Source organism: Actinomadura sp. KC345 (assembly GCF_004348515.1).
Classification (GTDB): domain Bacteria; phylum Actinomycetota; class Actinomycetes; order Streptosporangiales; family Streptosporangiaceae; genus Spirillospora.
In genome coordinates this window covers 1-13000 of sequence record NZ_SMKH01000234.1, presented here as the reverse complement: position 1 = coordinate 13000, position 13000 = coordinate 1, and the positions used below count along the sequence as shown (strand labels likewise).

Below are 13000 nucleotides of genomic sequence, written 5' to 3'. Positions count from 1 at the left end.
GGCTTGGCGGGGGCGGGGCGCGGGTCGGTGTGTGAGGCGGTCTTCTGCCGGATGTCCGGGACTTCGGAGGCGGAGGCCGAGTCGGTGAGGGCGGCCAGGGCTATCCAGCCCGCCAGGGCGAAACCGGCGATGGCGACCAGGCGTACGAGATGGACGGCATGCCGCTTGCGACCCCGGGGGCGAATCGCCCCGCTTCGGATCGGTGCGGGCTCCACTGCCGTTCTCTCCCTCGCATTCGGGTCCGGTGCTCTCCGGTCGCATGAACCTAGCACCGGGGAACACGCAATCAGGAGCCATTCTTTCATCCGGGCGTGTCTTCGGATCATTTACCGGTGCATGAATGCTCTTTTGGCGTGGCCGGTTTTCCGGGAGGGGGTGATGTCCAATATAAGGCGTTTATGTTTTTGGCTGGATTTGTCCGCGTGAATTCGGGAGAAGCATGGTGCACGGTATCCGGGGCACTACACTCGGTGAGCGGACGGCCACGGAGGCCGCCCGCCCGAGGAGCAGCCCGATGCCCCGCACTTCGTCCGCGATCGCGCGGCTGCGGCCGGCCCGCAAACGGCGCCGGCTCGTCACCCGCACGGAGGTCCGCCTCATCGTGGCCTCCAGCGTTCCCGCCGCGCAGAGCAGCCGCTCGGAGAGGATCCGGGACGGCGTCTGGACGCTGTACTTTCGCTGGGAGTGGGCGACGGCCAAGGCCCGTGCCGAGCGCGCGCGCCGGAGGGCTCGCGCGTCCTGGCGGTAGCCCAGCCGGCGGGCACCCGCCCGCCGGCTGGAGGAAGATCCTTCACCGCACGTCCGGCTCCAGAACGCGCCCGGCGGACGGCCGCGCGCGGGGCGTCCGCCGGATGACGTGGTGCGCGATCCGCCGCGCGGCGAAGTCGGCGCCGTGGACGAAGCGCATCACCGGCCCGAACGTCGGCGCCGCGGCCAGCCCCGCGAAGTAGAGGCCGGGCACGGACGCCTCGAAGTCGCGGCTGAGCACCGGCGCCCCGAGCCGGGTGGCGACGCGGGCGCGCAGCTCGGGAGAGAGCATCGTGAGCCGTTCCACGTCCGGGACGAACCCCGTCGCGGCGATCACGTGCTCCACCTCGGTCACCAGGCGCCGGCCCGTGCGGTCGGTGGTGGTGAGGGCGACGCCGTCGTCGTGCTCCACCGCCTTCCCGAGGTGCCGGTCCGTCGAGACGCGGACGCGCTCGTCCAGGCGGTCGCGCAGCCACCACGCGCCGGCGGGCGGCATCGTCTCGCGGACGAGCCGCAGCCGCGTCCCCTCCGGCAGGTGCCGGACGAGACCGGGCTTCTCCGCCCACAGCCACGTCCGGTAGCCGGTGCCCAGCCCGGAGCGGGGGCCGCCGCCCGCCTTCTCCCAGAGGGACCGCTTCTCCTTGGGCACCGTGTTCCAGTCGAGTTCGGCCCTGCGCGCGAGCACGTGAGGGTGGGCTCCGGCGTCGGCCAGCAGCACCGCGGTCTCCAGCGCGGACTGCCCGGCGCCGAGCACGGCGACCTCCTTGCCCGCGAACAGGCCGAGGTCGCGGTGGGCGCTGCTGTGCGAGACGAGCCAGGACGGCAGGCCCGCCAGCTCGTCCGGGATGTGGGCGAACGGCCCGACGCCCACGGCCATGACCACGGTGCGCGTCGCGACCGTCTCGCCCGTGGACAGCGTCACGAGGTACCCGTGCGGGCCGCCGCGGTCGACGGTCAGGACCTGCGCGTCCTCGGTGCCGGGGATCGCCACGGCGGCGAACCAGCGTCCGTAGCTCACGAACGTGTCGAGCGGGATCGGCTGCCCCACGCGCCAGTCCGGGTGTCGGTCGGTGAAGCGCAGCCCCCGGTGCGGTGCGCCCAGGCTGGACGCGAACGGCTCGGACTTCAGGAACATGCCCTCCGGCATGTTCTCCGTCCAGAACCGCATCGGCTGCCCGATGATCCGGACGGCGAGCCCGATGTTCTGCAGGTGGGCGGCCGTCGACAGGCCGTAGGGCCCGGCGCCCGCGATGACGACGTCGCTGGCCGAGTCGCTCATTGTTCGTTCCCCCCGTGTGAGTGTGGTGTTACCTGGTGCGGATCCGCTCGACGGCGCGAAGCACGCTCTGCCGCCCCATCGCGAGGAAGGGCGGCAGGTCGTCGCCGGCGTACCAGGCGAACTCGTCGGCCTCTCGCAGTGGGCGAAGCGTCTCCCGCAGCGGGCGGCGCGCTTCGCGCGGCGGATGCGGGGTCTCGCGCAGGGGGCGGCGCAGTGGCAGGCCGGCGGACTGCTGGAGGTAGTGGTTCTCCACGAGCAGGTTCCGGCCGTACGCGGGACGCGCGTCGGGGACGCGGCGGCCCGACTGGTGCAGGTGCAGGACGCGGGCGAGGTCGAGGCCGTCCCGGTCGGCGAACAGCCGGAACTGCGCGCCGATCCGGGGGTTGAAGTCCAGCAGGTGGTAGACGTCCTCGTCCGCGTCGTGCCGGAAGTCGAGGTCGACGAGGCCGCGGCAGCCCAGCAGCCGGACGATCCGGACGGCGAGCCGGTGGAGTTCGGGGTTGGCGACCCATTCCCCGGCGACGGTGTGCCCGGCCTGCGGCGGATGGGCGAGGTGCTTGCGGCCGGTCGCGCCGAACAGGCAGCCGAGGGTCTCGTCGAAGTACCCCTGGAAGAACCAGTCGCCGGTGCCGGGCGGGATGCGCCGCTGGAGGATCAGAGGGCCGGCGTCGCCGTCCGGGTCGCGGTCGCGGGTGGCGGCGAAGATCCGGTGCGCCTCGCCGAGGGTGTGGACCACGGTGGTGCTCCGCATGCCGCGGCCGAGCCGCCAGGGCCGCGCCCATTTGGCGATCAGCGGGAGGCCCAGCTCTTCGGCGGCCTCGTCCACCTCGTGGGCGGACGCGGGCACCCGGCTGGGCGGGCAGGCGATGCCGTACAGGGCGCACGCCTCCAGCAGCCGCGCCTTGTCGGCGACGCGGCGGGGGACGTCGTGGTCCTGGTGGGGGAAGACGAAGTGGGGGGCCAGCGCGTCCGCGTGCTCGGCGACGAAGATCGCTCCGGCGTCGTCCAGCGGGACGAGCAGCGCCCGGCCGCCGACCCGCTCGCCGACCACCCGCAGGTGGCTCAGCAGCGCGGACGGCCGTTCGGCGGGCGGCGCCCACGGGTGCCCGCACGAGAGGTAGCGGGAGCGGGACGCGGGGTTGCCGCGCCCCTCCAGGATGGCGTGCACCGGAACCCCGGCGCGCCCCAGGCTCCTGATCGCCCCGAGCGTGCCGTGGTGGAAGACGTTGCGGTCGGTGCGCAGCAGCAGGACGGGCAGTCCGCCGTCCAGGCGCGTTTCCGGCGGGGCCGGTGTGTCGATGAGCATGCGGTCGGCGGTCCCATTCCAGCGGGTCGAACCCTTTTCCTCCGGCCCGTCGGCGCCGCTGCCCGGCGCGTCCGGCGCGGAGGAAAATCGTTCACGGTGGCGCACGGCGGCCTTTCTTCGTGCGATGAGCAATTCGCCCGGATTCTCCGGTGGCCGCATCACCGAGCGCACCGGGGACGAAAAGACTCGAACGTAAAATTTGGCGTCGTCCGCCCGGTATATTTGTTCGACGGCGGACACCCAGGGCATACGATACGCATGCGAGCTGCCGATATCCATTCAGCCGGGCGGTCGTCCGGGCGCCCGAGGAAAAGGCCGGTACCGTTCTGTCCGCTCCCTCCTATTCTGGGGGCATCGGTCATGCTGTTCGCGCTCATCGCGTCGGCATTGGCGACCTGGAAGCAGGCGGGACCGCAAGGGCGGACGCAAGCGAGGCCGCAGACCCAGGCGGTAGAGGAACCGCAGCGATATGTGCCCTTGGGGGCGTTTCTGGGTTCAGGCGCGGAGGGCGTCGCCCGGGTGGGCCCCTTCCAGCGCTGGCTCGGCTCCACGGTGACGGTCGGGCGGACCTACCTGCCGGGCGACGACTGGCACGAGATCGAGGGCCCGCCGCGGATGCTCACGGCGTGGGCGCGGTGGAAGGCCGCCGACCCGCGCCGGATGCTGGTCGTCAACGTGCCGATGATGGCGCCCAACGAGACCGGGCTGCCGCCCCCCGTCCTGCGCTCGCTGCTGCGCAGCGGCGCGGCGGGAACGTTCGACCACCACTACCGGATCCTGTCCGAGCGGCTGGTCTCCGTCGGGGCCCGCGACGCGGTCATCGTTCTCGGCTGGGAGATGAACGGGGAGACCTACAGCGGTCGCTGCGCCCCCGATCCGGGCGCGTGGAAGGCGTACTGGCGGCGGATCGTCACCACCATGCGCGGGGTGCCCGGCGCGCGTTTCCGTTTCGATTTCGCGCCCACGCGGGGCCGGGACGCGATTCCCTGGACGGAGTGCTATCCGGGCGACGACGTCGTCGACATCATCGGGTCCGACAGCTACGACCAGCCCGCGGGCAAGTCGTTCGAGTACTTCGTCAACGAGCCGTACGGGTTGCGGGCGCAGGCCGAATTCGCCGCCGCGCGCGGCAAGCCGCTCTCATTCCCCGAATGGGGTTTGTTCCGCAACTCCGACAACCCGGAATATATCCAGGGAATGCACGACTGGATCATGTCGCATGACGTCGTGTACCAGTCGATCACGGACTACTGCCCGCACGGCGTCTGGGCCTGCGGGGGCAACCCGCGGTCCTCCCGCCTCTACCGCGAGCTGTTCGGCGGGGTGACGGCGCCGGCGCCGTCCCCGAAGGCGCCGGCCACGCCGACGACCTCGGCCCCGCCCTCCGCGCCCCAGGAGGCCGGACCGTCCGCGACGCCGGAGGCGACACCGTCCGCGACACCGGAGGCGACACCGTCCGCGACGCCGTCCAAGACGCCGGAGGCCACGCCGTCCGCGACGCCTTCGTCGAGTCCGGCGAGGCCGACGCCGCCGGCGCCGAGCAGGCCGCCGGCCACGGCCCGCACGTCGACGAGGGCCTCCTCGGGCGTGTCGCCGCGCCCGGCGGCGTCGCGGGTGACGGCGGCCAGCAGCGCCACCGTCCGGGACATGTCGTAGGCGGCGGACGCGGCGGCCGCCTCCCGTCCCTCCCGCTCGGCGATCCCGGGGACGAGCAGCCGCCCGGCGACCTCGGCGGAGAGGGAGGCGGGGTCGTCCACGGGCACGAGGGCGCCGACGCCGGGACGGACGACCTCCGTGATGCCGGGGACATCCGTCCCGACGATGGGCCGGCCGGTGGCGAGGGCCTCCAGCGCGGTCAGCGGCAACCCCTCCCACCGGGACGGCAGGACGATGACGTTCGACGCCGACAGCCAGTCCCGCGGGTCCTGCACGGCGGGCACGAACAGCACGCCCGCGACGGGCTCGCGGCTCAGCGCGTCCAGATCCTCGCCGTCTCCGACGACGGCGAGGAGGGCGGACGGGCATCGCGCGGTGACGTCCGGCCATGCCGCGACGAGCACGTCCTGCCCCTTCTGCCGGGTGAGGCGGCCGATGCAGACGGCGAGCGGCGCGGCGGCGGGCAGGCCGAGGCGGGTGCGCGCGGCCAGCCGGGCGGCGCCGTCGGCGGGCCGGAACCGGCGCCGGTCCACGCCGTTGCGGACGAGCCGGTAGGGGCCGCGCACGCCCGCGCGCATCCCCGCGCGCAGCTCGCCGATCCCGACGCAGACGAGCGCGTCGCTCCAGCGCGCCGCGATCCGCTCCCAGCGCCGGCTGACGACGTCCTGCCGCCCGGTGGCTGCGAGCCACGACCAGCCGTGCGGCTGGAAGATCGTGGGGGTGCCGCACGGCCGGCGCAGCAGCCGTCCCGCCAGCCCCGCCTTCGACGAGTGCAGATGGACGACGTCTGGCGCGAACCCCTTCACCAGGCGGCGGAGGCGGAGCGACTCCAACAGCGTCCGGGGTCCCGGTGCGCGCCCGGCGGGCCAGTTGAACCAGGGCACGCCGGCCGCCGCGCACCGTGCGGGCAGGTCGCCGCCCGCGGGGCAGGCCACCGCCACCTCCCAGCCGCGCCTGCGCTGGTCGCCGGCCGCCTGCCCGACGTAGACGGCGACTCCGCCCGCGTTCGGCTGGCTGACGTGCAGCACCCGCAGCGGCGCGGGCTCCCCGCTCATGGACGCGGCCTCAGCCATGGCCTCCCCGCCGACGGTGCCGCCGGTCCGAGAGGTGCGCGCGGGTCCGGGCCATGCCGGCGAACGCGGCGGCGGACACGGTCCGGCCGAGGATGACGCGCTGGTTCTGGACGGGGGTCGGGCGCCATTTCAGCTTGTACGGCTCGTCGCCGCGCAGCAGGCTGACGCCCTGCCGGTTGCGGTCCCGGGCGATGGCGAGGTCCTCGCGGAGCAGCATCAGCGAGACGTCCACGCAGCCGCGCAGGTCGGGGATCGCCCCGTACAGGTAGGCGCCGACGTAGCGGTGGCCGATCAGGACGAGGTCGCTGGCGACGAGCCGGTCGTCCCACCGGTACTGCAGGACGGCCGCGCGCCCGTCGCGGACCATGCCGCTCGCGGCCTCGGCCAGGTGGCGCCGGAACCGCTGGCGGGTGTGCTCGGGGTTGATGGGACGCCCCCGCCACTGCCGGACGTGCAGGTCGAGCAGCGCGTGGACGGCGTCGGACGCGCGCTCCGGCGGAACCGGCTCCACCGTGATGCCGCGAACGTCGATCTTGCGGAGCTTCGCGCGCATCTTCCCCGCGGTGCGGCGCGGCAGCCGTCCGAGGACGTCGTCGATGCCGGCGGCGGGCAGTTCGAGGCACACCGACGACGGCATGCGCCACGCCCGGCGCGGCCACTCGGCGGCCACCAGGTGCGCGGCCGAGCCGGGCCGGACCTCGCGGAGGTCGAGCGCGCACCATCCGTGCTCGTCCAGCAGCGCCCGGGTCAGGTGCCGGACGGCGCCGTCGGCGTACACGGGGTCGAGGAGGAAGTCGGTGAAGTCGCTCTGCTCGCCCGCCAGCGGGAGCAGCACCGGGAACCCGTGCCGCACCCCCGCCGTCAGCGGCGCCGCCGCGACGAGCCGGCCGCGGCACCGGACCAGGAAGAGCCGGAGCCGGCCGCTCGTCCCGTACCAGCCCCACCAGGCCTTCAGCCACTCGTACGTCTGGAACGGCGTCGCGGCCGGGCTGCGGTCGTAGAGGTCGCGGAGCTCGTCCGCCAGGGCGACGAGCGCCTGCTCCTCCCGGTGCACCTCCACCGACCACTCGACGGCCGACGGGAGCGACAGGCGGGGCGCGACGTCCCCGGGCGTGAGGCTGGACAGCGTCATCTCCCCACCCCCGCGCTCTCGGTGCCGGTCGTCGCGGCCGTCCCGGCGCGGGCCGGGCCGGGCACGGCGGCGTCCGGGCGGCGGGAGGCGGTGCCTCGGCCGCGCCGCCCGCCGGCGACGGCGGCGCTGAGCCCGGCGAGCAGGACGCCGGACGCGGTCCCGACGGCGACGCCCAGCGGCAGGTTCGGCGACGACGGCGTCTCCGGCGGCGCCGCGACCGTCATCATCGCGACCCGGACCCCGGTGTCGGAGCGGTGCGACGCCCCGTACCGGACGAGCGCGTCGGCGGCGGCGTTGGCGAACGCGGCGGCGTCCTTCGCGGTGCGCGCCGTGCCGGCGAGCCGGATCAGCGGCGTGTCCGGCGAGGTGGACGCCTGGATGTGCTCGCGCGTGGAGCCCGGCGCGGCCTCGGGCAGCGGCCGCGTGGAGTAGTCGAGCGTCTCCGGCAGCGGGGCGAGCCGCCCGTAGGCCTGCGCGAAGTTCACCGCCGCGGGGCCCGTCCGGCCGCCCTGCCCCTCGTCCACGACCAGCACGAACGCGGCCGCGGTGTAGGTGGTGGGCGCGAGCAGCGCGTACCCGAGCCCGCCGAGGAACCCGGCGAGGACGAACGCGATGGGCAGCGCGTACCTCCTGAGCAGCGCACCGCCCCGTCCGCGCGCCCGCCCGGCGGCCACCGCGACCGCGCGCCTCGGGCGGCGGCGCAGGCGCGGACCGGGCGGCCGGACCTGTCTCACCCTGGGTCTCTGAGCTTCACGTTGCGGCATCATGAACCCTTTCTCGAGGACGCTGGGCGGTGCTCGTCGCTTGGTCGGTGCTCGTCGCTTGGTCGGTGCTCGTCGCTTGGTCGGTGCTCGTCGCTTGGTCGGTGCTCGTCGTTTGGTCGGTGCCGGACAGGGGCCGGAGGCCGTGTTCGTAGAGCCGGGCGAGTTTCGCCGCCTGCTCGGTGATGGCGTAGTGGCCGACGACCGGTGGGACGGGCGTCCGGTCGCGCGGCCCCTTCGCGACCCGCTCGATCTCCGCGCTCCAGGCGGGCGCGTCGGTGGGGAGGCGGCGGGCGTGGGGCGCTTCGCCGGGCGGGCGGTCGTCGAGGGCCGGGCAGGTCGTGTAGCGGACGGGGAGCCCGGCGGCCAGGGCCTCCAGCACGCCGAGACCGAACGACTCCTGGACGGACGGGGCGGCCAGGGCGTCCATCGCCGCGAGGACGCCCGCGACGTCCGACGTCCCGCCGGCGAAGATCACCCGGCCGGAGGCGCCGAGGTCGCGGGTGAGCCGTTCGAGCCGCCCGCGCTCCGGCCCGGCGCCGACGAGCAGCAGCCGGACGCCGTCCAGCGGCGCGATCGCCTCGATCAGCAGGTCGAACCGCTTGGTGGGGACGAGCCGCCCGACGGCGCCGACGACCGGCTCGTCCGGGAGGATGCCGAGCCGCCGCCGGGTCGAGGCGCGCCGCGCGGCGTCGAACGCGAACGCGCTGGCGTCGATGCCGTTCGGGATCGTGACGATCCGGCCGGGCGGCACGCCCCAGCCGCGCAGGCGCGCCGCGACGGTCGGCGACACCGCGACCGTGGCCGATCCGAGCCGCTCGGTGGCCCGGTACAGCTCCCGCACGGCGCGCGTCGTGGCGCGTCCCTCGATGTGGCCGTCGCCCAGCGAGTGCTCGGTGGCGATGACGCGGGGCGTCCCGGCCATGCGGGCGGCGACGCGGCCGTACACGCACGCCCGGTACAGGTGCGTGTGGACGACGTCGTACCGCCCCCGGCGGATCAGCCGCGCGAGGCGGGGCAGCGCGGCGACGTCCCGGTTGCCGCGCATGCCGATCTCGTGGACGGGGACGCCCGTGCTCCGGATCTGCGCGCCCAGCGTCCCGGTCCGGGTGAGCGTCGCCACCTCGCAGGAGACGGCGGCGGCGGACACGGCGGGCAGGTGGCGCAGCAGCAGCGCGAGCTGGCGTTCGGCGCCGCCGTGCTCCAGCCCGGTGATGACGTGCAGGACTCGGGTCACACACGGCTCCTGCGGCGCAGTTCGTGCCGGACGAGCTTGGCCCGCATCCGCAGCGGCCCGTCCCGGTCGCCGATGTAGACGCGGGACAGCGCGTGGCGCGACGGCTCGTCCGGCTTGATGTGGCAGGCGTAGTCGTATCCGGCGGCGCGCACCGCCTCGATCTCGCGCGCCGTCGCGTGCCCGTAGGGGTAGGCGAAGCCGGCGACGGGCCCTTCGATGGTCTCCTCCAGCCCCGCGCGGCTCTCCTCCAGTTCCTCGCGGAGCTCGGTGTCGTCGGTTCCGGGCAGCGAGACGTGGTGCCTGCCGTGCGAGCCGATCTCGATGCCCGCGTCCGCGATCGTGCGGATCTGCTCGTCGGTCATGAGGGGTTTGCGGGGGCCGTCGTCCCACGCGTTGTAGGTTCCGGTCCGTCCGGACACGATGAACGCCGTCGCGCCGAACCCGTACCGCAGCAGCACCGGGACGGCCCTGGTCGCGAAGTCGGCGTACCCGTCGTCGAACGTGAGTCCGACGAGACCGCCCGCCCGGCCGTCGGCGTGCGCGTCCAGCAGCTCGGCCATGCCGACGCCGCGCAGGCCCCGCGCCCGCAGCCACGCCATCTGGCGCTCGAACCGCGCCGGCGACACCGTCACCAGGTGCGGGTCCTCATGGAAGTGGTCGACCGAGTGGTACATCAGGACCAGCGGCGCCGGCCGGATCTCCTCCGCCGGACGCGGCCCCGGCACCGGGGCCGGTTCCGCCGGTTCGGTCACGTGTGTCGGTTCGGTCGGCTGGCTCACTGCTCTCCCCCGATTCGGTTCGGCCGCGGCGCACGAGCGCGCCGAGCGGCCCCACGGCGATCCATGAAGCGACCCACGAAACGATGGGGCCGGGTCCCGCCACGATGGTCAGGACGGCGAAGGCCGCGGCGGTCACGGCACCGCCGGCGGCCAGCTGGACGATCGCGGGCGTCCCCGCGCCGAGCGCGGCGGCCGTGACGAGGCCGGCCGCGCAGGCCCCGGCCGCGGCGAGCACGAGCCGGACCACGTCCGCGGCGATCCGGCGCAGCGGGACCGGCGCGACGCCCGGCCGCAGCCCGGCCAGCAGCAGGACGGCGGCGAGCGTGATCCCGGCCGCGTTCGCCACGGCGAGCGCCGGCGTCCCGGCGGACGGGGCGAACGCGCCCCCGATCGCGGCGGTGACGGCCAGGCCCAGGGCGAGGACGGCGGCGGGACGCCACGTCGGGCGCTTCTGCGCGAAGAACGCGCGGGCGGCCAGGCCGACCGCCGACTGCCCCCACAGCCCGAGCGCGTACACGCGCAGGATGGCCGCGGTGCTCCGCGTGTCGTCCTCCGTGAACTCGCCGTGCTCGAACAGCACCTTGATGACGGCCGGCGCGAACGCGACGAGGAACGCCGCCGCGGCCAGGACCATCGCGCTCGCGACCGCGAGGTCCTGCCGGATGCGGCGGGCGACCTGCGCGGTGTCCCCGTCCGCCGACGCGCGGGCGAGCCTCGGGAACGTCACCGTCACGATCAGCAGCGACAGCACCATCGGCACCTGCGCGACCTTCTGCGCGTAGTTGAGGTGCGAGATCGACCCGGCGGCCAGTTCGGACCCGAAGAACCGCTCGACGAACACCTGCGCCTGCCGCGTGACGGTGTAGACGACGATCGGCGCGACGGCCGCGACACCGATCCGCAGGTCGAGGTCGTGGCCGCGCGGGGCGGGCGCCTCGCGGAGGCAGCGGAGGAACGCGGGGGCCTGGACCGCGATCATCAGGACGCTCCCGCACGCGACGCCCATCGCCGCGCTGGTGATGCCGACGACCCCCGAGAAGCCCGCGATCAGCGCGAGGATGCCCGCGTTGTAGGCGAGGTAGATGGCGGCGGGCGGCCCGAACCGGTGGTGGGCGCGCAGCGTCGCGCTCATGAACCCCGCGACGCCGAACGTCACGACGGTGATCGCCGTCAGCCGGACGCACTGGACGGCCGGGCCGGTGTCGGTGAGGCCGGGCGCGAGGACGTCCACCACGAGGGGCGCGGCGGCCGCGAGGGCGAGCGTGACCGCCGACAGCCCGACGACGATGCGCGGCAGCGCGGTCGCCACGAGCGGGCGCGGGCCGTCGCCCCGCGCGAGGAGCCGGGTGACGACCGGGACCATGAGCAGGGCCATGGCGTCCTCGATGAGCAGCGGCGAGACGGTCTCGGGGATCGTCCACGCGACGAGGAACGCGTCGGTGCCGGCGCTCGCGCCGAACAGGTGCGCCAGGGCCAGGTCGCGGACGAACCCGAGCCCGGTGCCGGCGCCGATCAGCACGCCCGACAGCGCGGCGGCCCGCCCGACCGAGGTCATGCGCGTGCCCTCCCCGGCGGGACGCCGCCGAACGAGCGCGCCGCCACCAGCCCGAGGACGACCGCGACGAACGCGCAGGTCGGCCCGCCCAGGTCGGCGTACAGGAAGTTGACCAGCAGGAACGCCCCGAGCGCGAGGCTCGCGAGCCAGAAGGGGTCGCGGACGTCGCGGCGCGTCCACAGCCCGGCGACGACCACGGCGATCAGCGCCGCGAGCCCGGCGAGCCCGACCACGCCCTGCTCGGACAGGAACAGCAGGTACTCGTTGTGCGGCGACAGGAGCGGCTGCCGGACGTACCCGTTGACGGGGTCGGAGGTCGCGCTGCCCGACGACAGCTCGATCCCGGCGTAGGAGTCGCGGTAGGCGGGGAAGTTCTTCACGCCGACGCCGGTGACGGGGTTGTCCTGCCAGATCCGGACGGCGGCGCCCCACAGGTTGTACCGGTCCTCGACCGAGCGGTCGGGGTCGCTGATCGACCCGGCCATCGACGTGGCCCGCTCGACGACGGCCTGCGACCCGCCGCCCGCGCCGGCGAGCGCCACGACCGCGAGCGCGGCGCAGCAGGCCAGCACCTTCACGGCCGTCCACCGGTTGAAGACCACCAGGGTGAGGACGGCGGCGGCGCCGAGCGCGAGCCACGTGCCGCGGCTGAGGGCGAGCGCGAGCGCGACGGCCAGCACGCCGAGCCCGAGGAGCGCGGACGGCACGGCGGCGATCCCGCGTCCGGGCGCCGACAGCGCGAACGCGGTCAGCACGAGGAACGCGATCCCGACCACGACGGACATCGCCATCACGTCGACCGCACCGAACGTGCCGACCGCGCGGATGCCGTCCTCGCCCATCGACGCGCCGTTCCCGGTGGCCGACTGCCAGATCCCGTACACGGCCTCCGCGAACCCGAGCGCCAGCACCGACGAGCAGACGATCGCGAGATCGCGGCGGTCCCGGACGAGCAGGACGACCGCCAGCGGCACCAGCACGAATATCTGGAGGCCGCGCACGAACCCGGGCAGGCTGGCCGCGACATCGGCCGAGCACACGGTGCTGACCCCGAGCCCGGCCACCAGCGGCCCGAACGCCGGGAGCGCCGCCCGCGGCATCTCGACCCGCCGCGTGAGCAGCAGCAGCGCCGCGACGGCCACCAGCAGGACACTGGCGACGTCCCCGGCGGTGACCTGCACCCCCGGCCCGAACGCCTCCGCCCCGGGCGGAATCCCGACACTCAGCACGACCCCGGCGACCAGCCAGCTGGGCCGCCTGAAGGCCGCCGTGGCCGCCTTGGCGGCCCTGGCCGCCCTGGTCACCGCCGTCCTGTTCGCCGCCGCGCCGGCGGGGCGGACCTCTTCGGACGCTGGGGTCACTCCTGGCGCCTGCGCCACCTCGCCCCTTCCGTTCGCCTCCACCGCATCAACCACCGCACCCGCCTCGCGCGCCCACGCCGTCCCGGACTCGCCGGCCCCGGCCCGTTCGAGTGC

11 protein-coding genes and 1 pseudogene are annotated in these 13000 nt (G+C 74.9%); 2 read left to right on the top strand and 10 right to left on the bottom strand.

Annotation, left to right across the window (positions count from 1 at the left end; all coding sequences use genetic code 11):
• Positions 1-215, bottom strand: a 215-nt coding sequence (locus E1281_RS41420; protein ID WP_207943559.1) for a hypothetical protein, incomplete at its 3' end; no start/stop codon positions are given.
• Positions 216-514: 299 nt separating this feature from the next.
• Between E1281_RS41420 and E1281_RS29530 the strand changes: the two genes are divergently transcribed.
• Positions 515-748 (top strand): hypothetical protein, encoded by a 234-nt coding sequence (locus E1281_RS29530; RefSeq protein WP_131882994.1) that lies wholly within the window; start codon positions 515-517, stop codon positions 746-748.
• A gap of 42 nt (positions 749-790) precedes the next feature.
• Here E1281_RS29530 and E1281_RS29525 read toward each other — a convergent pair whose 3' ends face one another.
• Positions 791-2026: an NAD(P)-binding domain-containing protein gene (locus tag E1281_RS29525; protein ID WP_131882993.1), complete on the bottom strand. Its 1236-nt coding sequence runs from the start codon at positions 2024-2026 to the stop codon at positions 791-793.
• A gap of 28 nt (positions 2027-2054) precedes the next feature.
• The gene (locus E1281_RS29520) at positions 2055-3332 is read right to left on the bottom strand and encodes an ATP-grasp domain-containing protein (protein ID WP_131882992.1); all 1278 of its coding nucleotides are present in this window, start codon (positions 3330-3332) and stop codon (positions 2055-2057) included.
• 258 nt (positions 3333-3590) lie between these two features.
• Between E1281_RS29520 and E1281_RS42880 the strand changes: the two are divergent.
• A pseudogene (locus E1281_RS42880) lies at positions 3591-4403 on the top strand (glycosyl hydrolase); the annotation flags it as partial.
• A gap of 230 nt (positions 4404-4633) precedes the next feature.
• On the opposite strand, the gene E1281_RS29510 reads toward E1281_RS42880, so the two are convergent.
• The 7 genes from E1281_RS29510 to E1281_RS29480 all read right to left on the bottom strand — a co-directional run.
• Positions 4634-6061, bottom strand: a complete 1428-nt coding sequence (locus tag E1281_RS29510) for a glycosyltransferase (RefSeq protein WP_131882991.1) — start codon at positions 6059-6061, stop codon at positions 4634-4636.
• Complete coding sequence (locus E1281_RS29505; protein WP_131882990.1) at positions 6054-7193, bottom strand: GNAT family N-acetyltransferase; 1140 nt, start codon at positions 7191-7193, stop codon at positions 6054-6056. Before E1281_RS29505 ends, E1281_RS29510 begins: the two co-directional genes overlap by 8 nt.
• A complete protein-coding gene (locus tag E1281_RS29500; RefSeq protein WP_131882989.1) occupies positions 7190-7927 on the bottom strand; it encodes a lipopolysaccharide biosynthesis protein in 738 nt (245 codons plus the stop codon). Before E1281_RS29500 ends, E1281_RS29505 begins: the two co-directional genes overlap by 4 nt.
• Before the next feature lie 16 nt (positions 7928-7943).
• Entirely contained in the window at positions 7944-9191 is a 1248-nt protein-coding gene (locus tag E1281_RS29495) for a glycosyltransferase (protein WP_131882988.1), read from the bottom strand.
• Complete coding sequence (locus E1281_RS29490; protein WP_131882987.1) at positions 9188-9865, bottom strand: polysaccharide deacetylase family protein; 678 nt, start codon at positions 9863-9865, stop codon at positions 9188-9190. Before E1281_RS29490 ends, E1281_RS29495 begins: the two co-directional genes overlap by 4 nt.
• A complete protein-coding gene (locus E1281_RS29485) occupies positions 9837-11525 on the bottom strand; it encodes a lipid II flippase MurJ (protein WP_131882986.1) in 1689 nt (562 codons plus the stop codon). The genes E1281_RS29490 and E1281_RS29485 overlap by 29 nt, the downstream gene beginning before the upstream one ends.
• Positions 11522-13000: O-antigen ligase family protein (locus E1281_RS29480; protein ID WP_207943558.1), on the bottom strand; the 1479-nt coding region annotated here is incomplete at its 5' end. The genes E1281_RS29485 and E1281_RS29480, both read right to left, overlap by 4 nt.